Raw genomic sequence first — 24,083 nt, 5'->3', positions numbered from 1 at the left:
GTCGCAGGCCCGTGCGGGCCGTGCGCCTCCACGGTCCGCACCTCCGTCGACCCGTGCACCCCCGCGGGCCGCGCATCCGTGCGGGCCGTGCTTCCGCAGTACAGCACGACACCACCGGAAGGGCGGTGACCCATGACCGTATGGGACGACCTGGTCGGACAGGACCGAGTGCGGCAACAGCTCGCCGCCGCCGCCAAGGACGCCGACGCGCTGGTCACCTCCGTGTCCGCCGGCGAGCCCCTGGACCAGGGCTCGAAGATGACCCACGCCTGGCTGTTCACCGGGCCGCCCGGCTCCGGCCGGTCCACCGCGGCACGGGCCTTCGCCGCCGCGCTCCAGTGCACGAGCCCGGACCGGGCGCTGGGCGGAGAACCCGGCTGCGGCTTCTGCGACGGCTGCCACACCAGCCTGATCGGTACGCACGCCGACGTCCAGGTCATCCGCACGGACCTGCTCTCCATCGGCGTCAAGGAGACCCGCGACCTCGTGCGGCGCGCCCAGCTCTCCCCGGCGGTCGGCCGGTGGCAGGTCATCGTCATGGAGGACGCCGACCGCCTCACCGAAGGAGCGGGCAACGTGCTGCTGAAGGCCGTGGAGGAGCCCGCGCCGCGCACGGTCTGGATGCTGTGCGCCCCCTCGCTCGAAGACGTCCTGCCCACGATCCGGTCCCGCTGCCGCCACCTGACCCTGGGCACCCCGCCGGTGGACGCCGTGGCCGACGTCCTGATCCGCCGCGACGGCGTCGACCCCGAGCGGGCGCACTCCGCGGCGCGCGCCACCCAGGGGCACATCGGCCGGGCCCGCCGCCTGGCCACGGACGAGCGGGCACGGGCGCGACGGGCCGCGGTCCTCAAGGTCCCGCTGCGGATCGCCGACGTCGGCGGCTGCCTCAAGGCGGCCCAGGAGCTGATCGACACCTCCACAGAGGACGCCAAGCAGATGGCGGAAGAGGTCGACGTCAAGGAGACCGAGGACCTCAAGGCGGCGCTCGGCGGGGTCGCCGGGGGCCGGATGCCGCGCGGCACGGCGGGGGCGATGAAGGAGCTGGAGGACAAGCAGAAGCGCCGCAAGACCCGTACGCAGCGCGACAGCCTCGATCTGGCCCTGACCGAGCTCACCGGCTTCTACCGCGATGTGCTGGCACTGCAGTTCGGTTCGAGGATCGCCATCGCCAACGCGGACGTGTACGACTCCCTCGAACGCGTCGCGGAGTCCTCGACGCCCGCCCAGACGTTGCGCAGGATCGAGGCGGTGACCGCCTGCCGGGAGGCGATGGACCGCAATGTCGCGCCGCTGCTGGCGGTGGAGGCGATGACGATGTCGCTGAGGGCGGGCTGAGAGGGCGCCGGTCGGCCGCGGTCCGCGCGGGCGGGCCGACGGGGGCGGGGCCTCCGTCCGGGTGCGGTCCCTGTTCACCCGAATGAGCAGGGAATCGGACGACTCGTCACCCGGCGGATACGCTCGCAGGATGGATACCAGTCGCCTGCTCCGTACGTTCGCCATCGGGATCGGCGCTGCCGGCCTCCTCGTCTCCGGCTGTAGTGGCAGCCCGTCGCCCGGCCCCTCGGGGGCGACGGGCGCCGCGGCCCCCGAGAGGCTGTCGTCGTACTACGCGCAGAAGCTGAGCTGGCGCGACTGCGGGGTGGAGGGGTTCGCCTGCACGACGATGAAGGCCCCCCGGGACTACGACAGGCCCGACGGCGGTGACGTCGAGCTGGCTGTCTCCCGCAAGAAGGCCACCGGCCCCGGCGAGCGGATCGGCTCGCTCCTGGTGAACCCGGGCGGCCCGGGCGGGTCCGCCATCGGCTATCTCCAGGGGTACGCGGCGCTCGGCTACCCGGCCCCGGTCCGGGCCCGCTACGACATGGTGGCCATCGACCCGCGCGGCGTGGCCCGCAGCGAGCCCGTGGAGTGCCTCACCGGCAAGGAGATGGACGCCTACACCCAGGTCGACCAGACGCCCGACGACGAGGCCGAGATCCAGAAGCTCAGCGGAGCCTTCGAGAAGTTCGCCCAGGGCTGCGAGAAGCGGTCGGGCGAGATCCTCCCGTACGTCTCCACGGCCGACACGGCCCGTGACATGGACATCCTGCGGTCCCTGCTCGGCGACGAGAAGCTGCACTACGTGGGCGCGTCGTACGGCACCTTCCTGGGCGCCACGTACGCCGACCTCTTCCCCGAGCGGGTCGGACGGCTGGTCCTGGACGGGGCGATGGACCCCTCCCTCAAGGCCGTCGACATGAACCGTGACCAGACGGCTGGCTTCGAGGGGGCGTTCCAGTCCTTCGCCGCCGACTGCGTCGAGCAGCCGGACTGCCCGCTGGGCACCACGTCCACCGCCGACGCGGCCGCCCGGCTGAAGCAGCTCTTCGCGGAACTGGACGCGAAGCCGATCCCGGCCGGCGACGACCGCAAGCTGGGCGAGCCCCTGGCCACCACCGGCGTGATCGCCGCCATGTACGACGAAGCGGCCTGGCCGCAGCTCCGCGAAGCCCTGACGGGCGCGCAGCACAGCGACGGCTCGGGCCTCCTCTCGCTGGCCGACAGCTACTACGAGCGCGACCCCAGCGGTACGTACGCGAACCTGATGTTCGCCAACGCCGCGGTGAACTGCCTCGACCTGCCGCCCGCCTTCGACGGCCCCGCAGCCGTGAAGAAGGCCCTCCCCGACTTCGAGAAGGCCTCCCCGGTGTTCGGCCGCGGCTTCGCCTGGGCCGCCCTGAACTGCGCCTCCTGGCCGACAGAGCCCACGGGCGCCCCGCACCGCACCGAGGCGAAGGGCGCCGACCCGATCGTGGTCGTCGGCACCACCCGTGACCCCGCCACCCCGTACACGTGGTCCCAGTCCCTCGCCGAGCAGCTGTCCTCCGGCACCCTGCTCACCTACGACGGCGACGGCCACACCGCCTACGGCCGGGGCAGCGACTGCGTCGACACGGCGATCAACACGTACCTCCTGGAGGGCACCCCGCCCACCGACGGCAAGAAGTGCACCTGACCTGTGCGAACGCCTCCGGGGGCGCTCGGTGCGGAGCACCCCCGGAAACTGTGTAGACTTGGCTCCGCTGCTGATCGCACCATCGTGCGACAGGGCGTGCCGCCTTAGCTCAGTTGGCCAGAGCAACGCACTCGTAATGCGTAGGTCTCGGGTTCGAATCCCGAAGGCGGCTCCACCGTGAACCCCAGGTCAAGCCTTTGACCTGGGGTTTCTTGGTGTTGTTGACCTTGGAAGCTGGGCAAATCGGACGCTTTCTGTCTGTGCATCGTAATGCGTAGGTCGAAGGTTCGTTTCTGTGACGAGATCGTCGAACCAAGGCTCTGAACTGGTCTTTTGCCCAGTCGCAGGGGAGAGGTCAGGCTGGCGCAACGGGTTCCGGTGGACGACCGGTGGACTGCTGTGCGTGAAACTCCGTCAGAGGCTTTCGCCACTCCCTGGCCAACGGGTGGAACTCACCGATCTCCGAGAGGGCCGCAGGCGGCGTCGGGACTGTTTGGTTCTGACATGAATCGATGGCGAGGAGGTCAGATCAGATCACGGGCGTGCGCTTGGGTCGTCAGGATGCGTACGGGCGATGCCGAGTACATGGTCAGCCGAGCGTCGAGCGCTGTCTCCCACTGCTAAGCGTGAACCCCAGGTCAGACCTCTGACCTGGGGTTTCTTCTGCCGAATGGCCTTGAGTTCCGGGTGAATAGGGCATGTGCGACCTACGCATGGCAATGCGTAGGTCGCAGGTCTACATGTAGTCGGCCAAACGTGGTCGCAAAGCCGTGATCTGCTGTTCTGGTCGGCAGACCTGCGGGACTTCCCCGGTGCGTGAGGCCACCGGTGGACAGCTGTGCGTGACGAAGCGTGAGGATCCACGCGGGGCGTTCAATCTTGGAGTCGGGTGCGTTGTCCGTGACCTGGGCTCGGCGATCTTGAATGTGCGTTAGTTCTCACAGATGTGCGTGCCATCTACTCTCGCAGCAACTGCGCCGCCTGCTCAGCCGTCGCCGATCAGCGGGTCCAGGGCAGGTCGCCGTCGACCTCGCCGCTCAGGGTGTCAAGAACGTCCAGGACGGGGTCGAGCACCAGCTCCACCGTGCGCGCCGGCGGTGCAGTCCAGGGAAGGTCGCGCTCGTTCCCGCCGTCGGCGGCGGCCGGAGTCGCCAGCAGCAGGACGTTCAGCAGGATCGCACCGGTTGCCGCTGCAAGGAACGCGCTCTTGTTACGCATGTGGATTTTTCCCCCTCGTTGAACGCCGCATCGGCCGTTCACGCTGTTTTCGTTTTCTGAGCAGAACCTTACGGAGCTGGACTTTCGAGCCTATTTTTCCTCGATTTCGCAGCGCGGAAATCCTCGTGAAAATGGGTGAAAAGAAGGTCGGCATACGCTGCGCGCACCATCGACGACTGGAGGCCGGAGTGCTCACGGAGATCGGGCTCGGCACGGACGCCGCGTGCGCGTACCGCGCTCTGCTGAAGGAGCCGCGAGCGGAGGCGGGCGCGCTCGCCGCACGCCTCGGCTGGTCGGTCGACCGGGCCTCGAACGCCCTCGATGAACTCTTCTGCCTCTCTCTCGTGCGGCCCTCGCACGAGCACCGGGACAGCCGGCGGTTGGTGGATCCTGAAGTCGGACTGCAAACTCTGATCGTCGCACAGGAAACGGAATTGCTCCGGCGGCAGCAGATTCTCACGCAGACGAAACTCGCGGCGGAGAACCTGGTCGACGAATACCGCAGTGCATCGGAGAGCGGGCCGGTGTCATCCGTGCGGGAACTGCGCGGGATCGACGCCGTGCAGACCTCTGTGGAAAGGGAGTGTCATGAGTGCCGGGAGGAGATCCAGGTGTTTGTGCCCGGTGGCGCGCAGCCCAGCGAAGTCCTCGCCTCCTCCCAGCCGCTCGATCTGCTGCTCCTGGAACGGTCGGCCCGGGTCAGCTACGTCTACCAGGACAGCATCCGCAACGACCGGCCCACCAGCGAGTACGCGCAGTGGCTGGTCGAGCAGCGGGCCGAGGTCAGGACGGTTCCGCATCTGCCGCTCCGGGTGATCATCTGGGATCGGCGCACGGCGCTCGTGCCGATCGACCCGGCCGCACCGGACGCGGGAGCCTTCCTGCTGTCCAGCCCGGGGCCGGTGGCCGCGCTCCAGTCCTTGTTCGAGCAGGTGTGGCAGCGGGCAGCGCGGTTCGGCGAGGAGCGGGACCGGGAGCGGGACGGGGCGCTCGCCGACCAGGAGAGCGCGGTGCTCGGACTGCTTGCGGCCGGCCTCACCGACGAGGTGATCGCCCGCAAGCTGGGGGTGTCGGTGCGCACCAGTCGCCGGGTGACGGCGGCGCTGATGAACCGTCTGGGGGCCCGCAGCCGCTTCCAGTTGGGTGCGTTGGCGGCCGAGCGGGGCTGGCTCGTCGGCTGAGCGGACTCGGACGCGGGGCCACCGTAAGGCTGTCCCGGGAGATCAGCCGCGCAGGTAGGCCAGGACGGCCAGTACCCGGCGGTTGGTGGCGTCGGACAGGCTCAGGTCCAGTTTGGTGAGGATGGAACCGAAGTGCTTGCTGACGGTGCCCTCGCTGACGTGCAGGGACGCGGCGACGGATGCGTTGGACTGGCCCTCGGCCATCAGCGCGAGGACCTCCTGCTCACGGGGGGTCAGTTTGGCCAGTGGGTCGCGGCGGTGTCGCAGGAGCTGGCGGACCACTTCGGGATCGACGACGGTCGCGCCGGCGGCCACCCGCTGGAGGGCTTCCACGAACTCCTCGACGTTGCCGACGCGTTCCTTGAGGAGGTAGCCGACGTGGGTGCCGTCGGAGGAGTCGAGCAGCTCCTCGGCGTAGGCGCGCTGGACGTACTGGCTGAGGACCAGGATGGGCAGCTGGGGGTTCTTCTCGCGGAGCCGCAGCGCGGCCCGCAGCCCCTCGTCGGAGAAGCCGGGCGGCATCCGTACATCGGTGACGACGATGTCGGGCTCGTGCTCCGCGACGGCTGCCGTGAGCTCGTCGGCCGTACCGACACCGGCGAGAACCTGGTGGCCGAAGCGCTCCATGAGCCCGACGAGGCCCTCCCGCAGCAGCACGCTGTCCTCGGCCAACACGATGCGCAACATCTGGTTCCTCTACGGGCTATCGGGCCGGCGGGGCGTCGAGTCGGCGGTCCGGAGCCGGGGTGCAGGGCACGAGGAGACGGAAGACCGTGGGCCCGCCGGACGGTGAGGACACTAGCAAATGCCCGCCCAGGACCGAGATGCGATCCGCGACCCCCTCCAGCCCGGTGCCGTCGGCCTCATCCGCCCCCCCCACGCCGTTGTCCACCACGCGGACGACTAGTTGGCCCGCCTCGACGCGGGCCTCGACGGTGGCCCTGGTGGCCTGGCTGTGCTTGGCGACGTTCGCCAGACCCTCGCACACCGCGAAGTAGACGGCGGACTCGACCGCTTCGAGGAAGCGGTGGGGCAGGTCGAGATCGAGGTCGACGGGGACCGGGGAGCGGTCGGCGATGTCCTCGATGGCCGCGGCCAGACCCCGGTCGGTGAGGACCCGGGGGTGGATGCCCTGGATCAGCTCCCGGAGCTCGACCAGAGCGGCCTGGGCCTCACCGTGGGCCTGAGCCAGGAGCCCGGCGAGGGGCTCCTCGCGGGCGTCGAGGCGCGCCAGGCCCAGCCGCATCGACAGGGAGACCAGCCGCTGCTGGGCGCCGTCGTGCAGGTCACGTTCGATCCGGCGGCGCTCGGCCTCGAAGGCGCTCACCAGGCGCATCCGAGAACGGCTCAATTCCTTGACGCGTACGTCGTCCTGATGGGGTGACACGTCCAGTAGAAGGCGGGTGAGCTGGGCGCGTCCCACGGCGAGCAGGCCGAGCGGGTAAGCCAGCAGGGGGAGCAGGAGCAGCCCGGCCAGGGCGACGGCGAACGCCGCCGGGTAGGAGTGGACCAGCCACAGCTTGATGACCCGCGCCTCCTCGCCGCCGCCGGCCGTGGCCATGATCAGGGGGGTGGAGATCAGCCCCCCGCTCACGCCGAGGACCGTGCCGATGACCGCTGCCTCCAAGGGCCACAGGAGGCAGCCGAACAGGAGGGCGTAACCCAACTCCCGCCAGGTGGAACGCTCCTGGAGGCGAGTGCGCAGCCAGGCGGCGGGCCCGGTGCGCGGCGGGTCCTGGTGGGCGTCGGTCAGCGGCACGGCCGGATCGATCAGACGCAGCCGGCGCCGCTCCACATGCGCGACCGGCAGCCCGGCGAGGACCAGTGTCAGCAGGAGAGGCACCCCGACGAGGACCACGGTCAGCAGGCTGCCGGCCAGCGCGAGGACGAGCAGACAAGCCAGCAGAGCGGCGCCCAGCGGCACGCTGGTCAGGAAGTACAGGGCGCAGCGCCACGGCCAGCCGCTACGGAGGTACCGGCGCTGGTGCAGGGCCTGCCAGAGGCTGGGTGAGTGCATGGGGGCACGATATGAGGCCCGTATCGCGCCGACCACCCAGCCAGCTCCACCATCCGACCGGTAGCGGACTCTCCGTAAGGACGGCCACCAGGTGCAATGTGCGCGAGGGGTGCCGCGGGGTCGGATGGGGGCAGTGGGCAGCCGCCCGCTCCTGTACGAGGGGGAGGGGACCGGGATGTTCTCGCCGGAGGCCATGTTCGCGGTCGTGCCCGTCTGGTTGACGCTGGTGATCGTGTTCCTGCTGCCCGCGGTGGAGCCCGCGGTACCGGTGGTGGGCATGCTCTTCCCTTCGCAGACCGCCCTGGTGGCGAGCGGGGTGCTCGTGCACCACGGGGTGCTGCCGGTGGCGGGGGTGTTCGCGCTGGCGGTGGCCGGGGCTCTGGCGGGCAATGTGCTCGGGTACGGGGTGGGCCGGCGCTGGGGCGACCGGCTGGAGGGTGCCCTCCCCGGGAGGCTCACCGGCTCGCGGTCCTACCGGCTGGCGCTGGTCACGGTGGGGGCCCGGCACGGCCGGGCCGTGCTACTCGGCCGGTTCAACGGGGGCCTGCGCACCCTGGTCCCGGCGCTTTGCGGCTCCGTGCAGGTGCCCTACCGGCCGTACCTGGGGTGGTCGGTGCTGGCGGCGCTGTTGTGGGCGCCCTCCTGCGTGGGGCTCGGGCTGCTCGCCGGGAGCTCCTGGGAGAAGTGGGGCGGTTCGGGTGTGCTGGCCTGCGCGTCGGTCGTACTGCTGCTGACCACGTCGCTGCCGCTGCTGCTCACGGCCCGCGGCGAGCACGCCCGGGCCGCCCGGACCGCCCGTACCGAAGAGGGGCGCGCCCAGGGCCCCCTGGGCGGGCCCGCCGTGGTCGGCGACGTCCTGGTCACAGCCGCTCGGCGAGGAAGCGCACCAGTGCCTCCTCCTGCGGGACCAGGTAGAAGTGGTCCCCGGGGAACAGCCGGTGCTCGTACGACGCTGTAGTCAGCGCCGACCAGGACAGCAGCTCGGGGAGGGTGCAGCCCGGGTCGGCCGTGCCGCCGACGGCCGTCACCGGAGCGCGCAGCGGTGTCACGTCGAGGGGCCGGTAGGACTCGATGAGCCGGAAGTCGCCGCGCAGCGAGGGCAGCAGCAGCGGACGCAGGTCGGGGTCGTCGTAGACGGCGGAGCCCACATCGCCGAGCCTGCGGGCGGCGGCCACCAGGAGCTCGTCGTCGAGCAGGTGCAGGGTGCCGCCGGCCCGTTCGGTGTGCGGGGCTCCCCGGCCCGAGACGACGACCCGTTCGGGGACGACGCCGTGGTGCTCTTCGAGGCGGCGGGCCACCTCGTAGGCGACGGCGGAACCGAGGCTGTGGCCGAAGAAGGCCACCGGCGCGTCGAGTTCGGGCTCCAGGGCGTCGGCGATCGCGTCGGCCAGCTCCGTCATAGACGAGGCGCACGGCTCGCTGAACCGCTCCTGGCGGCCGGGGTACTGGGTGGCCAGCACCTCCACGCCGTCGGGCAGCAGCCCCGCCCAGCGGTGGTACAGCGTCGAGGTGCCGCCGGCGTGCGGCAGGCAGACCAGGCGCAGCCGGGGTGCCCCGCTCCGCGCCGGGTACCTCCGGAACCACTTTCCCGCTGTTCCCCTGCTGATAACCGTCATTCCGAGCCGCCCTCCCGCCACCGTGCGGTGGCCGTGTCCGTCCCTCCATGGTGCGGGCCGTTGCCGCGGTGACCTGGCCGGGACGGCGGCAGGAGGCTGCCCACGCACGTTCCTGTCGCCTCCGGGCACTGCCTTTTCCCGCCCGGGGCGGCCACCGTGCACAGGAGGGTGGAGCTATCTCCACCCCGAAGACTCCGCCCGGCTGCGATGTGCGCCAGCTCCGGGCCCGATTGAGTGGACACCATGAATCAAGCAGCCGTCCGACTTCGTTCGGTCACTCGCTCCTACGGCAAGGGCGCGAGCGCCGTGACCGCCCTGGACAACGTCTCCCTGGACATTCCCCGCGGCACGTTCACCGCCGTCATGGGACCCTCGGGCTCCGGCAAGTCGACCTTCCTCCAGTGCACGGCCGGTCTGGACCGGCCGACCGGCGGCCAGGTGCTTCTCGGGGAGACCGACCTGAGCAAGCTGAGCGAGAAGAAGCTCACGCTGCTGCGGCGGGACCGCATCGGTTTCGTCTTCCAGGCGTTCAACCTGCTGCCCTCGCTCACCGCCGAGCAGAACGTGGCGCTGCCGCTGCGGCTCGCCGGCCGCCGCCCCAAGCGCAGCGATGTCCTGGACGTGCTGGAGAAGGTGGGCCTGCGCGAGCGGGCCGGGCACCGGCCCAGTGAGATGTCCGGCGGTCAGCAGCAGCGGGTGGCGCTCGCTCGCGCCCTGGTCACCCGGCCGGAGGTGCTCTTCGGTGACGAGCCGACCGGCGCCCTGGACACCACCACCAGCCGTGAAGTGCTCACGCTGCTGCGGCAGATGGTCGACCAAGGGCAGACCGTCATCATGGTGACGCACGACCCGATGGCCGCCTCCTTCGCGGACCGGGTGCTGTTCCTCACCGACGGCCGGGTACACGACGAGCTGTTCGCCCCGACGGCCGAGCAGGTCGCCGCGCACATGACCGGACTGGCGGCCCTCCCGTGCTGAAGCTCGCTCTGCAGGGAATGCGGACCCGCTGGGTCACGTTCATCGGCTCGTTCATCGCCCTCGCCCTCGGCGTCGGCCTCATCGCCACCACGGGGCTCGCCCTCGCGGCGACCTTCAGCGCTCCGGACCGTGGGCCCGAGCGGTTTGTGAAGGCGCCGGTCGTCGTGAAGACCTCCGGCCTCGTCCGGGCGGACACGCCCATCGGGGAACGTACGCAGACGATCACCGATCCCGCGCCCGTCCCGGCCGCCGTCACCGCGAAGCTCGCGGCGCTCGGCAGGACCGTCGAGGACCGCACCTTCCCCGTGTCGGGCCCCGGACTCGGCGAGGACACCGTCGGCCACCCGTGGTCGGTCGCCGCACTCACCCCCTACACGCTGACCGCCGGACGCGCCCCCTCAGCGCCCGGCGAGGCCGTCGCCACCGGGGACGCGCTGCGGCCCGGCACCCGGGTGCAGGCCGCCACCGCCCGCGGGTCCGAGCAGGTCACCGTCGTCGGGACGGTCGCGTCGACCGGCTTCGAGAACGCGCTGTTCTTCACCGACGCCGAGGCCGCGCGGATCTCTCCCCACGTGGACGCCGTCGCCGTGCACGCCCCGGCCGACCGGGTCGAGGCGGCCGTGGGCGCCGGGTTCGACGTACTGACCGGCGACGAACGCCGGCGCGCCGACCCGGACCCCGACCGGGACGAGGAGGCACTGGTCTCGGTGAACGCGCTCCTCGGCACGGCCGCGGGCGTCACTGGCTTCGTGTCTGTGTTCGTCGTCGCCTCGACCTTCTCCTTCGCGGTCGCCCAGCGTCGCCGGGAGTTCGGACTGCTGCGCACCGCCGGTGCCACCCCCTCCCAGGTGCGGCGGATGGTGTTCATCGAGGCCTTCGTCATCGGCGTGCTCGCCTCGGCGGCCGGCTGCTGGCTCGGCGCGGCGGGCGCGCCCCGGCTCGCCACCTGGATGGCCGACGCCGGCATCGCCCCCGCCTGGTTCCGGATCGGCGAGCAGACGTGGCCGCTGCACACCGCGTTCTGGACGGGCCTGTTCGTCGCCCTGAGCGGGGTGGTCGTCTCCTCGTGGCGGGCCGGCCGGGTCGGTCCGACGGAGGCGCTGCGCGAGTCCGCGATCGACTCCCGCGCGATGCCGATCAGCCGCTGGCTGATCGGCGGCGCGGTCCTCGCGACCGGCCTCGGGCTGCTCTCCCTGGCCCTGCTGGACAGCCCGGGCGACGTCCTGAAGCGCAAGACCTACATCACCCAGCCGATGCTGCTGATCGTCGGGTTCGCCCTGTTCGCGCCGGTCCTGGTCAAGCCGCTGACCCGGCTGCTGACCTGGCTGCCGGCCCGGCTTCCCGGCGCGACCGGGATGCTGGCCCGGGAGAACGCGTCCGCCGGGGTCCGCAGGACCGCCGCCGTCGCCGCCCCGGTCATCATCACGGTGGCCCTCGCCGCCTCCCTGATGGGCACCACCGCCACGATCAGCGAGGCCAAGGCCGGCGAGGCGCGGGAGCAGATCACCGCGGACCTGGTCGCCACGGCGGGCGGGGAGGGCCGGGCGCTGCCCGACGAGTTCGTCCGGCGTGCCGGGGCCGTCCCCGGCGTGACCGTCAGCGCGACCCGGTCCACCGGGGTGACCGTCCTGGAGGAGGGGGTCGCCCTCGTCAAGTCCGAGGCCAAGGCGGTCGATCCGGCGGCGCACGCGGCCGTCTCCCACCTGCCGGTCGTCGCGGGCCGCCTCGCCGACCTCGACGATGACAGCATCGTCGTCAACGAGGAGTGGCTGACCACGAAGGTGGGCGACAGGGTCTCCGTCTGGCTGGGCGACGGCCGCAAGGCGGACCTGCGCATCGCGGCGGTGCTCTCCACCGGCACCGGCAGCAACGGCGTCTACCTCACCGAACGCAACGCCGCCGGTGCCCCCGCCGACCGGGTCGACCTCGCGCTGCCCCAGGACGACGCGGACACCGCGGCCGCCGCACTCGGCGCCGCCGCGAAGGCGACCGGCGTCCAGCTCCTGACGGGCGACCGATGGGTCGAGGTCCACTACCCGCGCTCCAGCGAGAACACCCGGCTCGGCCTGTGGATGATCCTCGGCATCGCCCTGATCTACACGGGCATCGCGCTCGCCAACACCCTGATGATGGCGACCTCCGACCGGGTCCGCGACCTCGCCTCGCTGCGTCTGACGGGCGCCACGAAGGGGCAGGTACTGCGGCTCGTCGGGGTCGAGGCCCTGGTGGTGGTCGCGGTCGGCGCGGTGCTCGGGGCGGTGATCGCCGGGGTGAACCTCCTCGGTGTGTGGAGCGCCCTCGGCCTGCTCGACGTGTGGTCCGACGTCGTGGTGCCCTGGGGCACGGTCGCTGCGGTGATCGGCGCGAGCGCCCTGCTCGCGACGGTGGCTTCCGTGCTGCCCGCGTCGTTCGCGCTGCGCGTCCGGCCGGTCGAACTGGCGGGCATGCGCGAGTGACCGCCCGGTACCGGGCGCATCCCGCCGCGCCCCGGCACCCCGCGCCCACCCCCTTACAACGCGAGAGGCCAGCGCTGTGACGAGCGACCGAGCCACCCTGCCCGGTGGTCCCCCGCGCCGAGGGCCCTGGGCGCGCGCCGGGGCGTCCGGCCCCCGTCGGATCGCCATGGCCCTGACGGCGCCGGTGCCCGAGTCGGGACCGGCCGTGGTGGTGGAACTGGACGCGTACGAAGGCGAGGTGACCGCCCTGGTCCGGGAGCTGCTGGGCGGCCGGGGGCGGCACCTCGCCGTCGAGTCCGATCCGGTGCGGGCGGCCCGCCTCAGCCTGCGCTTCCCGGACGTCGAGGTGGTCACCGCCGACGCCGCGTCCCTCCCCGGTGTGCTCGCCGGGCGGGGGATCGCGGTGGCGGATGTGGTGATCGCCGGCCGGTCCTGGGCGGGCCTGCCGCACGCGAAGCGGCGGGCCTCCCTCGCCGCGGTCCGTGAGGTGCTGAGCCCTGCGGGGGCGTTCACCGCGCCCGGCCCGCTGCACGCCCGGTTCCGGGCGGAGGAGCGGCGCTTCCGGCGGATGCTCGGGGTGTCCTTCGAGGAGGTGGTGGCCGGCCGCACGTCGTGGGACTGCCTGCCGCCGGCCTTCGTCCTCCACTGCCGGCGCCCGCGCGCGCTGGCCCCGCTGAACTCCTCCCCGTAGGACCGACGGCACACACGGACGCACGAAGGGGCCGGCCGCCCTACCCGGGAGGTAGGGCGGNGGCCGGCCCCTTCGTGCGGTCCGGCGAGCGGTGGCTCAGCCGGCCGCCGGCTGCGACGGCTCGGCCATCGCCACCGCGATCCTGCGCGGGCCGGTGAACGGCTCACGGGCGTGGGCGGCGAGCATGTTGTCCACCACCAGGATGTCGTGCCGCTGCCAGTCGAAGCGGGTGGAGGCGTCGCGGTAGCACTGGCGCAGGTGGGCCACCACGTCGTCGGGGATGGGGGCGCCGTCACCGTAGTAGGAGTTCGTCGGCAGGTCCTCGTCGGCGAAGATCTCCTGAAGGCCCTCGCGGACGTCCGGAGCGACCGTGCTGACGTGGAAGAACGTGATGTGGTTGAACCACACGTCCTCGCCGGTCACCGGGTGGCGGTGCACGGCGTCGCGGATCGCCGTGGTCCGCAGTCCGCCGGCGGTCCACTCGACGACCAGCCCCTTGCCCTCGCAGTACGCGGTGACGGCGGCCCGGTCGTCGGTGTTGAACGCCTGCTGCCATGGCACGCCGAAGTCCTCGTGGAAGTTGCGCACCACGCGCCAGCGGCGTCGGGTGAACTCCCCCCGCACGTCCGGGTCGATGGCGCGGAACACCTGGCGGATGTCGGCGAGCGGGGTTGCCCCCAGGGTGTGGGCCGGCTCGATGCAGTAGAAGTACAGCGCCTGCGGCCAGACGGCCTGGTAGGAGTTCTCGTTGTGCAGGAAGATCTCCTCGTCCGCCGGGTAGTCGGTCGAGGTGTAGACCTGGCCCCTGATGGTGGAACGGGGTGAGGAGCGCTCGGCGTACGTCAGCGGCGGCGTGCCCGACAGGGCGTGCACGGAACCGTTGAAGCCGTCGACGCCGGCCACGTCGAAGCCGCGCAGCAGCACGGCCCCGCGGGAGTGCAGCGCGGCACGGATCCCGGGGCGGTTGCTCTCGATGAACTCCGCGACCGCGATGCCAGGGGCCGGTGCCTCGTACACCTGCGGCAGATATCCGGCACGGACGGTGGGGCCGAGCAGGGGTGTGGTGGTGGTCATGGTGACGGGCTCCTTCAGGAACGGAAGGGTACGAGCAGGGAGGTGGCGGCGGTGTCCCGTGCGGGGACGGGGGCCGCCCCGGGGGCGGGGCCGGTGGCGCTGGTCAGGGTCCGCGGAGTCACCGGGCCGGCGCTGCCGGCGGGCCGGGCGAGGGCGACGAACAGGCCGCCCGTGCCGCGCAGGTCCTGCACCAGCCATTCGCCGGTGCCGCCCTGCCCGGTACTGCGCACGGTCAGCGGACCCTCGTGCTCGGGACGGACCTCCAGGCCCTTGAGGTCCGCCGTGATGCCGGTGCCGATCGCTTTCACCACCGCCTCCTTCCTGGTCCAGCACCGAAGGAAGGCCGCTTCACGCGCGTCACCCTCCGGCAGGCCGTTCACGTAGGTCAGTTCGGACGCGGACAGCACCAGGGGCGCGGCGCCCGCCGAGCTCCCGGAGCGTCCGTCCTCGACGTCGATGCCGACGGGTCCCGCCGTACTGACCGCCAGGGCCCAGTGCTGACCGGCGTGCGAGAGGTTGAAGTCGAGGTCGGTCAGGGGGTTGGTGACGACGGGGCGGCCGTGACCGGGGTCGGCGCACCACGGGCAGGGCCGGGTGCCGAAGCGCAGGCCCGCCGGGGGGACGCCCAGGTAGCGGGAGAGGATCTGCCGCACGGCGATGTGCGCTCCCGCGTACCGCAGTCCCTCGGTACGCGGTCTGCGCTGCATCACGGTGCGTTCGGCGGCGGAGAGCAGCCGCAGGGCGGCGGCGGGCGGCGCGTGCCGGGTCGAGCCCTGCCAGACGTGCACACCGCCGTCCGCCGCCAGCGCCCGGTACTCCGCCGGGGAGTCGCTGTCGCTCATGGCGCCTCAGTCGGACATCGCCACGAGCACCCGGCGGGTGCCCGTGAAGGGGCGGCGGCCGTGCGACACGAGCATGTTGTCGATGAGCATGAGGTCGCCGGTGTTCCAGTCGCAGTCGCGGGCGTGCTCCAGGCCCCGGTCACGGATCTGCAGGATGTAGGCGTCGGGGATCGGGGAGCCGTCGGCGAACGTCACGGACTGCGGCAGCTCGTCGGCGGACAGGATCTGCGCGAGCGCCGCGGCCGTGTCGTCGCCGAGACCGGCCGGGTGCCACTGGTCGGACTGGTTGAACCAGACCTCGTCACCGGTCACCGGGTGGACGGCGGTCGCGGGCCGGATCTGGCCCACCCGCAGCGAGCCGTCCCGCTGCCACGCGTACTCGGCCTCGGTGCGGGTGAGGAACTCCTCCACCACACCGCGGTCGGTCGTTTCGAAGGTGTCCTGCCAGCTCTTGCCGAGGCCGAGCCCGTCGTGCAGGTTCTGCTGGTAGCGGACCCCGCAGCCGAACGCCTCGCGCACCTCGTCGTCGAGCGAGGCCAGCCACAGCGCGGAGTCGGTGACGGGCGTCGCGCCGCCGGTCGCTGCGGCCTTCTGGCAGAAGAACAGCAGCCGGGCCGGCCAGGCTGCGGCGTAGGACATCTCGTTGTGCATCGAGATGGTGAACTCCTGCGGGTACTCCGTGGAGGTGTAGACGTTCTTGCCGACCTTGGTTCGGGGCGAGTTGCCGTGCACGTAGGCGAGGCGGTTGGGGAGCAGTTCGCCCATGACGGGGTCGAGCGTCTCCTCGGTGACGCCGAAACCCCGGAAGATGAGCGCCTTCTCCTTGACGAGCTGGTCGCTGATGGCGGCGGTGTCGCCGACCACGCGCAGGAGTCCGGCCGCCGACGCCTCGACGCCCGCGTCCCGCGGGGTGATGACGAGCGGGGACCAGCTGGGCGTTGTGTTCATTCCTGATCTCCTTGGGGAGTGTTCCGGTGGTGTCGTGGAAGGTCGATGAGAAGTGCGGTGAGCGCGATCGCTGCCATCGCGGCACCGAGGACGGCGGCGGTACCGGCCGCGCCGGTCGCGTCCAGGAGCAGCCCGCCGAAGAGCGCGCCGAGCGCGTTCGCGCTCGAACCCATCAGTTGGAGGGCGCTGTTGACGCGGCCCTGGAGCCGGTCGGGGGTGGTCAGCACCTGGTGGACGCCGCCCGCGACGTTCACGGCGCCGCCGACCATGCTCATTGCGGCGAACAGCGCGCCGAGCAGCCAGGGCGAGCGGGTCAGCGCGAGCGCGGGGACCAGGACCGCCCAGGCGAGCAGCGCCCAGCGGACCAGGGACGGCAGGCCCAGGAGCTTCATCGCCCGGCCGCCGGCCAGTGCGCCGAGCGCGCCGCCGGCCCCGCTGAGGGCGGCGATGACGCCGACCGTGCCGGGTGAGAGCCCGTCCTCGTACAGGACGAAGGCGGGGAGCAGGGCGAGGGCCTGGAAGAGCACGTTGCTGCCGGAGAGCAGCAGCATGACCAGGCGCAGGAAGGTGTTGCGCCACAGCCAGCGCAGCCCCTGGGCGATCTGCGGGCCCAGCCGCCCGCGGGGCGGCCGGCCCTTTGCGGGGTCTTGGAGCGGGGAGCGGATGAGCAGCACCGCGGTGAGCGAGAGCAGGTGGGCGACGCCGGCCAGCAGGAACGGCGACCAGCGGGCGAGCGCGAACGCCACGCTGCCCAGGGGTTGGCCGAGCAGTCCGGCGGCGCGGCCGCGCGCCTCGCTGCCGGAGAGCGCGGCGGTGAGCTGCGCGGCGGGAACGACATGGCGCACGCTCGCCCGCTCCGCGAGCCGGTAGCAGACCATCAGGGAGCCCTCGACGAACGCGGCCGCTGCCAGGTGCGCGAGCCACACCCGGCCGCTCGCCACGGCGGCCACGACGCTGAGGGTGCTGAGCGCGCAGCCTACGCTGCACAGCACCATCAGCCGTCGCCGGTCGCACCGGTCGACCAGGACACCCGCGGGCAACTGCACCAGCAGGTGCGGCAGTTGCGCGGCGGCCGCAGCCACCGCCCCCGCCGCCGCCGATCCGGTGGACCAGATCAGCAGCAGCGGGTAGGCGACCATGGAGGCGCGGGAGCCGAGCAGGGTGAACCCGGCCCCGCCCCACAGCAGCAGGAAGTCGCGGTTGCGGCGCAGCGGCGGGGGAGCGGCGGCCGGCGCTTCGTCGAGGACGCTCATGCGGTGGCCGCTGCCTCGGAGCCGGCCCGCCCGCCGCGGGCCCAGGCGAGGACCGCCATGGCGCTGTGCATCTTGTTCTCGGCTTGCTGGAAGGCGAGGCTGTGCGGCCCGTCCAGGACCTCGCCGGTGACCTCGTCACCGCGGTGCGCCGGCAGGTCGTGCAGGAAGACGGCCTTGGGGCTGGCCTGCCAGAGGTCGGCGGTGACCTGGAAGGGGGCGAAGACGCGCCGCCAGTCGGGGTCGGCCTTGGTGGTGCCGGTGGTCTGCCAGCGGGTGGTGTAGACGGCGTCGACGTCTTCCGGCAGGCCGTCCATGTCATGGCGTTCGGTGACGGTCGAGCCGCAGCGGGCCGCGGTGCACCGGGCGCGTTCGAGGAAGGCGGGGTCGAGACCGTAGCCGGGCGGGGTGCGCAGGTCGAGGTGCGCGCCCTCGAAGCGGGTGAGGGCCAGGGCGAGCGCGGAGGCGGTGTTGTTGCCCTCACCGACGTACAGGACGCGCAGGCCGTCCAGGCGGCCGAAGTGCCCCTGGAGGGTGGTGAGGTCGGTGAGTGCCTGGGTGGGGTGTTCGTCGGCGCTCATGGCGTTGATGACGGACATCCGCCGCTGGTCCGCCCAGGCCCGCATCTCGGCCGGGTCGTCGGCGGTGCGGGCGACCAGCACGTCGAGCATCCGGGAGAGCACCGCGCCGGTGTCCTCGCTGGTCTCGCCGGTGTTGAGCTGGAGGTCCCCGGCTCCGTACGTGATCAGGTGGCCGCCCAGGCGCAGCGCGCCGCTGGAGAAGGCGGTACGGGTCCGGGTGGAGGTCTGCTTGAAGTAGACGCCCACTACCTGGTCGGCCAGCGGGCGCCGGGCACCGGTGCCGGCCTGGGCGAAGGTCACGCCGTCGTGGACGATCCGGCGCAGGTCAGAGTCGGAGAGGTCGTCGATGGAGATGAGGTGGCGGGCGGGCGGGTGGGTCACGGGGTCCTCCTGGAGGGGGTGGAAGTCGGCCGGGGAGCCGGGCCGCCCGGTCGGGGCGGCCCGGCCTCGGATCAGGCCCGGTCCTCCTCCGTCACCACGGGGGTGAGCAGAGGGTGGTCGGCCGGGGCGTCGGTGCCGGTGCCGGCCGCCGCCCAGTCGGCCATCAACTCGCCCTGGCCGAAGGCGTGCTCACGCTTGCTGAGGGACGCCGTGAGGAACTTGACGATGTCCTTTCCGCTGTCGGAGTTGGTCAGGGCGACCAGTCCCACACCGCTTCTGAGATGGGTGAGCGAGAGGTTCCAGTAGCCGGCCGGTTCACCGCCGTGCCCGAACTCGGCGTCGTCACCGCTGTCGTCGACGATGGTGCCGAGTCCGTAGAAGCTGCCCGGATGGGTGTGGAGCAGCTCGGCGGCGGTGTCCCGGGGGATCAGGGCGCCGTCCAGGCCGAGGAGTGCGGCCCGGCAGTGGCGGGCGACCTTGCCGAGGTCCTCAGCGGTCGTCCACAGCCCGGCGGCGGCGAGGTGGGCGCGTTCGCGCCAGCCGCCGTCCAGGTGCTTGCCCTTCACGTGGTGGCCGAGCGCCACCGGGCGTCCGGCGGTGCGCGGGAAGGACTGGTCGAAGCTGCTGCCCGTGAGGTCCATGGGCCTCAGCACGAGCCGGTCCATCAGCTCCTGGAAGGGTTCGCCGGTGGCGTCCTCCAGGAGCTGCTGCAGCACCCAGTAGTGCGTGCTGCTCTTGCGGAAGACCTCACCGGGTACGAGCTGCCGGCTGACCCGGGGCGTGGACACCGGCCCGGTCCCGTCGAGCAGCTCCCGCAGCGTGGGCACCCGATCGCCGGGCCGGAACCCGACGCTGCGGTGGCGTGCGAAGCCCGCCGTGTGCCCGAGGAGCTGGCGGACCGTGACCGGTCCGGGCGCCTCGGACAGGTCGGCGAGTCGCCACGAGGTGAGGTGCCGGTCGATCGGGTCGTCGAGGCCGATGAGCCCCTGGGCCACGAGCCGCAGGGTGGCGAACGCCGTGACGTGCTTGCTGATCGAGCCGACCTGGAACAGCGTCCGAGGGGTCACCGGTGCGCCGCCCCCTGCCCGCAGGTGGCCGACGCCGTGCAGCTCGGTCGAGCCGTCGGCGCCGAGAACGGCGACGCTCACACCGGGCACCTGGTGCTCGGCCATGAGAGCCGTCAGCTCGTCGAGGGGGAACGCCGGCGCGGCCGGCCGTCCGATCAGGGCGGCCACCTCCGCGAGCGGCCCCTCGGCCAGCTTGGCGCTGTCCCCGCCGCTCGCCCGGTCGAGCAGCGAGGCCAGCAGGTCGGCGGAGACCTCCACGCGGGCGGGAGGAGCGGGGGCCACGGGGGCCGCCTCCGCCTCCGCCTGGAGCGCGTCCTCGTCGATGGCCGCGGCCAGGTCGGCGAGGGTCCCGTGCTGGTACATGCGCCAGACGGAGACGGTGAGGCCCGCTCGCCGGGCGGCGGCCAGTACCTGGATCATCAGGATGGAGTGGCCGCCGAGGTCGAGGAACCGGTCGTGGATGCCGACGGTCTCGACGCCGAGCACGTCCTGCCAGATCGTGGCGAGGAGCTGTTCGGTGGGGGTGCGGGGGGCGACGTAGGGGTGGTCGTCGCCGCGCAGGGAGGAGCGGTCGGGGGCGGGCAGCGCCCGCCGGTCGACCTTGCCGTTGACGTTGAGCGGCATGGTCTCCAGGGCGACGAACGCCGAGGGGACCATGTACTCGGGGAGCCGCAGGCCGCATTCCTCGGCGAGGGCCGAGGCGTCAGGGAGCCGCTGTCCTTCGTGCGGCACGCAGTAGGCGACGAGGCGCTTGTCGCCGGGGGTGGGTTCGTGGACCGTGACCACGGCGTCCCGCACGGCGGGGTGGGCGGCCACGACGGCCTGCACCTCGCCGAGCTCGACGCGGTAGCCGCGGATCTTGACCTGGTCGTCCAGGCGGCCGAGGAACTCGACCGCGCCGCCAGCGAGCATTCGCACCCGGTCGCCCGTGCGGTACAGCCGCCCGCCGGCGGGCCCGTACGGGTCGGGCACGAAGCGGTCCGCCGTCAGGTCGGGACGGCCCGCGTAGCCGCGTGCCACCCCGGTGCCGCCGACGTACAGCTCGCCGACCACGCCCACGGGCACCAGGCGCATGGCCCGGTCCAGGACGTGGGTGGTCATGTTCGGCAGGGGCGTGCCGATCGGCACCACATCGAGGGTGACCGGCTCGGTCACCGGGTGGACGGTCGAGCCGACGGATGCCTCGGTGGGCCCGTACTCGTTGATCATCCGTCCCGCGCCCAGGAGTTCGAGCGCCTGGTTGCCGGTGGTGGCGGGCAGCGCCTCGCCCGCGACGACGAACACCTGGGCGAGCCGGTCCACCTCGTCGGTCGCGAGCTGCTCGGAGAGGATGTCGAGGTGGCCGGGGGTCAGCTTCACGAAGCTGTACGGGGCCCGGTCCATGAGCGCTTCCGCGAGCTCGCCCGGCGCGGTGTCCTGCGGCACGACGTGCACGGCCTGCCCGGTGACCAGCGGACCCCACAGGTTGGGCACGACCAGGTCGAAGGCCACGGACGAGAACAGCGGTGCGCCGCCGATGCCGCGCGCGGCCAGCTCCACCGCCGCCCAGGCCACGTGGTTGGCCAGGCCCCGGTGCGGGATCTGGACGCCCTTGGGCCGGCCCGTCGAGCCGGAGGTGAAGATGACGTACGCGAGCCGGTCGGGGTCGTCGGTCCGCGCGGGCGCCCGCTCCTGCGTGGCGAGTGCCTCGCCGACCAGGAGCGGGGTGAGGCCACCGAAGTGCGCCGCGTACTCGGGCTGGGTGACCGCGTGCGCCGCGCCGGCCGTCTCCAGCATGGAGGCGATCCGCTCCGCCGGGTAGGACGGGTCGACCGGCACGTACGCCGCACCCGCCTTCCACACCCCGAGCAGGGTCGCGATGAGCCGGGGGGAGCGGTCGAGGAGCACGCCGACGGCGGACTCCCGGCCGACGTTCTCGGCGAGCAGGCGGTGGCCGATCGCGTTGGCCGCCTCGTCCAGTTCCCGGTAGCTGACCTCCTCGCCCCGGAAGGTGACGGCGACCGCCCCGGGGGTGGCCCGGGCCTGCCGCTCGAAGCGCTCCAGGACGGAGAGCGCCGGATAGTCCTCGGCGGTCTCGTTGAGCGCCCCCAGCCACTCCGCCTCGCCCGCCGGCAGCGGGGCGTACTCCGCGCTGCCGTCCGGGTCGGCGGCCATCGCCTCCAGAACCTGCCGGTACAAGTCGGTCAGCCGGTCGGCGTGCTCCCGGGCCAGGGCGTGGGTGTGCGTGGTCAGCAGCAGGTGCCCGGAGACCGCGGAGACCGCGAGGGCGAACTCGGTGCCGCCCTCGCCGCTGCTGGCCTCGGGGTCGACCAGTTCGGTGTCGACGTGGTCGAAGTCCTGGTAGCTGAAGCGGACGTCGAGGAGCCGGCCGGTCCCGGCGTCGCGCTGGATGACCGGCATCGGGAAGCGCCGGCGGTCCCAGACGCGCCCTTCGGCGGCGAACACCTCCCGTACCAGGTCGGTCCAGGTGCCCCGGGCTCCGGCGAAGGCGAACGGCAGCGTGTTGAGGTACATGCCGTACACCCGCTCAGCACCCGGCGACTCGGGGCGCGCGCTGCACACCAGGCCGCTGTGGAAGGCGGTTTCCTCGGTGAGCAGGGAGAGGACCTTCAGGTGGGCGGCGAGCAGGACGCTCTTCAGTGACACCTGGGCCTGTGTGGCGAGCGCGCGCAGCCTCGGCTGAAGGTCGAAGAGCTCGACCGCCACCCGGTACTTCTCGCGCGGGGCGAGCGGGTCCCCGGCCCACGGAGCGGGCAGCGCGAACGGGGCATGGCCGCTCACCAGATCCTTCCAGTAGGCGCGGTCGTCCTCGGAGTCCAAGGAGGCCAGTTCGGCGGCGATGAAGTCCGCGTAGCGCACCGGCGGGGCGGTGTACGGGGCCGACTCGCCGCCGTCCCGCAGCACGCGGTAGGTTTCCAGGAGCTCCATGAGCAGGGCCCGGTGGCTCCAGCCCTCGGTGATGGCGTGGCAGACGGTGACGACGAGCCGCCAGGCGTGGTCGTCCTCCAGCTGTGCGGTCATCCGCAGCAGCGGCGCCTTCGCCAGGTCGAAGAGGACCGCGCGCTCCTCGGTGAGGATGGCGCGCGTCCGCTCCTCCCGGTCGCCCGCGAGCCTCAGGTCCTCGACCACCAGCGGCACGTGGGCGGTGGGGGCGACGATCTGGAGGGGCGTGCTGTAGCCGTCGAGGTCGAAGGAGGTGCGCAACATCTCGTGGCGCCGGGTGACGATGTTGAGGGCCTGGCGGAACGCGGCGACCTCGAAGGGGACGCCGTCGGTGATGCGGAAGGACGCCACGTTGAGGTAGGCGCGCTTCTCCTCGTCGGCGAGCATCTCCACGATCATGCCGAGCTGGACCTGCGACATCGGGTAGGCGTCGACGGTTCCCTCGGGGAGCCTCGCCCGGTCGTCCGGACCGAGGAGTGCGAACGGCTCGACGGGCGGTGCCGTCTCGGCCGGCGCGGGGCGCCCGGTCAGGAACTCGCTCAGCTCGGCGACCGTGCGGTGCTCGAAGACCTCGCGCACCCCGACGTCGAACCCGGCGGCGCGCAGGGCCCCGACCAAGGCGACGGCGCGGATGGAGTGGCCGCCGAGGTCGAAGAACCCGTCCTCGACGCCGACCCGCTCCAGCTGGAGGACCTGCGCCCAGATCTCCGCGACGCGCGCCTCGGTTCCGGTGCGCGGGGCGACATAGGGGGTGCCGGTGCCGTCCGCGGTGTCGTCGGGGTCGGGGAGGGCGCGTTTGTCGGTCTTGCCGTTGGTGTTGAGGGGGATGGTGTCGAGAGCGATGTAGGCGGTGGGGAGCATGTAGTCGGGCAGCCGCTCGGCGGCGTGCTTCCCGAGGTCGGCCGCATCGACGGAGCTCCCCTCGGTGCTCACGTAGTACGCGACGAGGTGGGTCTCGCCGGCCGTGGTCGTGCGGGGTATGACGACCGCGTCGCGGATGGCGGGGTGGTCGGTGAGGACGCTCTGGATCTCGCCGGGTTCGATGCGGTGGCCGCGGATCTTGATCTGGTCGTCGAGGCGGCCGAGGAATTCGACGGCGCCGTCGGGGCGGGTGCGGACGAGGTCGCCGGTGCGGTAGAGGCGGTCGCCGGGTGTTCCGTGCGGGTCGGGTACGAAGCGGTCGGCGGTGAGGTCGGGTCGGCCTGCGTAGCCGCGGGCCACGCCGGTGCCGCCGACGTACAGCTCGCCCGGGACGCCGATCGGGGTGGGTTCGAGGGCCGCGTCGAGGACGTACATGGTCATGTTGGGCAGAGGGGTGCCGATGGGCAGCACCTCGGCCGCCTCGTCTGCGGGTACTGGGTAGACGCAGGTTCCGACGGATGCTTCGGTGGGTCCGTATTCGTTGATCAGCCGGGTGTGCGGGGCGAGGGTTCGCCAGCGTTCCAGGGTGGTGCGGGTGAAGGCCTCGCCGGCGACGACGAGCACCGGCGCGAGGGATGCGGCCTGTTCGGCGGTCAGCTGCTCGACCAAGACGTCGAGATGGCCCGGTGTCAGCTTGATGAAGCTGTACGGTCCCGCCGCGGCGACCTCACGGCCGAGGTCGGCCATGTCGGTGTCCTGGGCGACGGTGTGGACCTTCTGGCCGGTGACGAGGGGGGCCCAGAGGTTGGGGACGACGAGGTCGAAGGCGACCGAGGAGAACAGCGGTGCGCCGCCCTGTCCCTGGGACGCCAACTCCCGTGCCGCCCAGGCGACATGGTTGGCCAGGCCCTGGTGGGTGACCTCGACGCCCTTGGGGCGGCCGGTCGAGCCCGAGGTGAAGATGGTGTAAGCCAGCGCCTG

17 protein-coding genes and 1 tRNA gene are annotated in these 24,083 nt (G+C 72.4%); 8 read left to right on the top strand and 10 right to left on the bottom strand.

The features are described from left to right. Positions 1 to 132 precede the first annotated feature (132 nt). The 3 genes from V9U70_RS25575 to V9U70_RS25565 all read left to right on the top strand — a co-directional run bounded on the left by V9U70_RS25575 (position 133) and on the right by V9U70_RS25565 (position 3,173). Complete coding sequence (locus tag V9U70_RS25575; protein ID WP_336678947.1) at positions 133 to 1,338, top strand: DNA polymerase III subunit delta'; 1,206 nt, start codon at positions 133 to 135, stop codon at positions 1,336 to 1,338. A gap of 130 nt (positions 1,339 to 1,468) precedes the next feature. Next, positions 1,469 to 2,998 carry an alpha/beta hydrolase gene (locus tag V9U70_RS25570; RefSeq protein WP_336678945.1) on the top strand — a complete coding sequence of 510 codons (1,530 nt, stop codon included), beginning with the start codon at positions 1,469 to 1,471 and terminating at the stop codon, positions 2,996 to 2,998. Between the two features lie 98 nt (positions 2,999 to 3,096). Next, positions 3,097 to 3,173: transfer RNA gene (locus V9U70_RS25565), tRNA-Thr, on the top strand. An 824-nt stretch (positions 3,174 to 3,997) separates the two neighbouring features. Here the strand turns inward: V9U70_RS25565 and V9U70_RS25560 are convergent. Next, positions 3,998 to 4,216, bottom strand: a complete 219-nt coding sequence (locus V9U70_RS25560) for a hypothetical protein (protein WP_336678943.1) — start codon at positions 4,214 to 4,216, stop codon at positions 3,998 to 4,000. A gap of 131 nt (positions 4,217 to 4,347) precedes the next feature. On the opposite strand from V9U70_RS25560, the gene V9U70_RS25555 reads away from it, so the two are divergent. Next, entirely contained in the window at positions 4,348 to 5,397 is a 1,050-nt protein-coding gene (locus V9U70_RS25555) for a helix-turn-helix transcriptional regulator (protein ID WP_336678941.1), read from the top strand. A gap of 42 nt (positions 5,398 to 5,439) precedes the next feature. Here the strand turns inward: V9U70_RS25555 and V9U70_RS25550 are convergent, their stop codons facing one another. Both V9U70_RS25550 and V9U70_RS25545 read right to left on the bottom strand, forming a co-directional pair. Further along, a complete protein-coding gene (locus V9U70_RS25550) occupies positions 5,440 to 6,084 on the bottom strand; it encodes a response regulator transcription factor (RefSeq protein ID WP_336678939.1) in 645 nt (214 codons plus the stop codon). 16 nt (positions 6,085 to 6,100) lie between these two features. Next, the gene (locus V9U70_RS25545) at positions 6,101 to 7,414 is read right to left on the bottom strand and encodes a sensor histidine kinase (protein ID WP_336678937.1); all 1,314 of its coding nucleotides are present in this window, start codon (positions 7,412 to 7,414) and stop codon (positions 6,101 to 6,103) included. 124 nt (positions 7,415 to 7,538) lie between these two features. Between V9U70_RS25545 and V9U70_RS25540 the strand changes: the two genes are divergently transcribed. Then, positions 7,539 to 8,372: a DedA family protein gene (locus V9U70_RS25540; RefSeq protein WP_336678935.1), complete on the top strand. Its 834-nt coding sequence runs from the start codon at positions 7,539 to 7,541 to the stop codon at positions 8,370 to 8,372. Here the strand turns inward: V9U70_RS25540 and V9U70_RS25535 are convergent. Further along, entirely contained in the window at positions 8,275 to 9,030 is a 756-nt protein-coding gene (locus V9U70_RS25535; protein ID WP_336678933.1) for a thioesterase II family protein, read from the bottom strand. The two genes, V9U70_RS25540 and V9U70_RS25535, sit on opposite strands and share 98 nt — an antisense overlap. Positions 9,031 to 9,273: 243 nt before the next feature. On the opposite strand from V9U70_RS25535, the gene V9U70_RS25530 reads away from it, so the two are divergent. From V9U70_RS25530 to V9U70_RS25520, 3 genes are all read left to right on the top strand, one after another. Next, on the top strand, positions 9,274 to 10,008 hold the full coding sequence (locus V9U70_RS25530) for an ABC transporter ATP-binding protein (protein WP_336678931.1): 735 nt from the start codon (positions 9,274 to 9,276) through the stop codon (positions 10,006 to 10,008). Beyond that, on the top strand, positions 10,002 to 12,464 hold the full coding sequence (locus V9U70_RS25525) for an ABC transporter permease (protein ID WP_336678929.1): 2,463 nt from the start codon (positions 10,002 to 10,004) through the stop codon (positions 12,462 to 12,464). The genes V9U70_RS25530 and V9U70_RS25525 overlap by 7 nt, the downstream gene beginning before the upstream one ends. 76 nt (positions 12,465 to 12,540) lie before the next feature. Then, on the top strand, positions 12,541 to 13,155 hold the full coding sequence (locus V9U70_RS25520; RefSeq protein WP_336678927.1) for a ribose ABC transporter ATP-binding protein: 615 nt from the start codon (positions 12,541 to 12,543) through the stop codon (positions 13,153 to 13,155). Positions 13,156 to 13,251: 96 nt separating this feature from the next. On the opposite strand, the gene V9U70_RS25515 is transcribed toward V9U70_RS25520, so the two are convergent. From V9U70_RS25515 to V9U70_RS25490, 6 genes are all read right to left on the bottom strand, one after another. After that, positions 13,252 to 14,229: a TauD/TfdA family dioxygenase gene (locus V9U70_RS25515; RefSeq protein ID WP_336678925.1), complete on the bottom strand. Its 978-nt coding sequence runs from the start codon at positions 14,227 to 14,229 to the stop codon at positions 13,252 to 13,254. Positions 14,230 to 14,243: 14 nt separating this feature from the next. Further along, positions 14,244 to 15,071, bottom strand: a complete 828-nt coding sequence (locus V9U70_RS25510) for a 4'-phosphopantetheinyl transferase family protein (protein ID WP_336678923.1) — start codon at positions 15,069 to 15,071, stop codon at positions 14,244 to 14,246. Between the two features lie 6 nt (positions 15,072 to 15,077). Then, complete coding sequence (locus V9U70_RS25505; protein WP_336678921.1) at positions 15,078 to 16,019, bottom strand: TauD/TfdA family dioxygenase; 942 nt, start codon at positions 16,017 to 16,019, stop codon at positions 15,078 to 15,080. Continuing rightward, positions 16,016 to 17,272 (bottom strand): MFS transporter, encoded by a 1,257-nt coding sequence (locus tag V9U70_RS25500; protein WP_336678919.1) that lies wholly within the window; start codon positions 17,270 to 17,272, stop codon positions 16,016 to 16,018. Before V9U70_RS25500 ends, V9U70_RS25505 begins: the two co-directional genes overlap by 4 nt. Then, complete coding sequence (locus tag V9U70_RS25495) at positions 17,269 to 18,231, bottom strand: ornithine carbamoyltransferase (RefSeq protein WP_336678916.1); 963 nt, start codon at positions 18,229 to 18,231, stop codon at positions 17,269 to 17,271. The genes V9U70_RS25500 and V9U70_RS25495 overlap by 4 nt, the downstream gene beginning before the upstream one ends. Before the next feature lie 71 nt (positions 18,232 to 18,302). Then, positions 18,303 to 24,083 (bottom strand): non-ribosomal peptide synthetase (locus V9U70_RS25490; RefSeq protein WP_336678914.1); only part of this gene is annotated, 5,781 nt, incomplete at its 5' end.

The sequence above is a fragment of the Streptomyces pratensis genome (genome assembly GCF_037137275.1).
Lineage (GTDB): Bacteria > Actinomycetota > Actinomycetes > Streptomycetales > Streptomycetaceae > Streptomyces > Streptomyces pratensis_B.
This window is presented reverse-complemented; position numbering and strand designations above follow the sequence as displayed.

What these genes read in the sequence shown, in the direction of transcription:
- V9U70_RS25575 (WP_336678947.1), top strand. Translation starts at nt 133, where the DNA reads ATGACCGTATGGGACGACCTGGTCGGACAGGACCGAGTGCGGCAACAG.
- V9U70_RS25570 (WP_336678945.1), top strand. Translation starts at nt 1,469, where the DNA reads ATGGATACCAGTCGCCTGCTCCGTACGTTCGCCATCGGGATCGGCGCT.
- V9U70_RS25530 (WP_336678931.1), top strand. Translation starts at nt 9,274, where the DNA reads ATGAATCAAGCAGCCGTCCGACTTCGTTCGGTCACTCGCTCCTACGGC.
- V9U70_RS25535 (WP_336678933.1), bottom strand. Translation starts at nt 9,030, where the DNA reads ATGACGGTTATCAGCAGGGGAACAGCGGGAAAGTGGTTCCGGAGGTAC.
- V9U70_RS25550 (WP_336678939.1), bottom strand. Translation starts at nt 6,084, where the DNA reads ATGTTGCGCATCGTGTTGGCCGAGGACAGCGTGCTGCTGCGGGAGGGC.
- V9U70_RS25560 (WP_336678943.1), bottom strand. Translation starts at nt 4,216, where the DNA reads ATGCGTAACAAGAGCGCGTTCCTTGCAGCGGCAACCGGTGCGATCCTG.
- V9U70_RS25510 (WP_336678923.1), bottom strand. Translation starts at nt 15,071, where the DNA reads ATGAGCGACAGCGACTCCCCGGCGGAGTACCGGGCGCTGGCGGCGGAC.
- V9U70_RS25555 (WP_336678941.1), top strand. Translation starts at nt 4,348, where the DNA reads ATGGGTGAAAAGAAGGTCGGCATACGCTGCGCGCACCATCGACGACTG.
- V9U70_RS25545 (WP_336678937.1), bottom strand. Translation starts at nt 7,414, where the DNA reads ATGCACTCACCCAGCCTCTGGCAGGCCCTGCACCAGCGCCGGTACCTC.
- V9U70_RS25500 (WP_336678919.1), bottom strand. Translation starts at nt 17,272, where the DNA reads ATGAGCGTCCTCGACGAAGCGCCGGCCGCCGCTCCCCCGCCGCTGCGC.
- V9U70_RS25505 (WP_336678921.1), bottom strand. Translation starts at nt 16,019, where the DNA reads ATGAACACAACGCCCAGCTGGTCCCCGCTCGTCATCACCCCGCGGGAC.
- V9U70_RS25540 (WP_336678935.1), top strand. Translation starts at nt 7,539, where the DNA reads ATGGGGGCAGTGGGCAGCCGCCCGCTCCTGTACGAGGGGGAGGGGACC.
- V9U70_RS25515 (WP_336678925.1), bottom strand. Translation starts at nt 14,229, where the DNA reads ATGACCACCACCACACCCCTGCTCGGCCCCACCGTCCGTGCCGGATAT.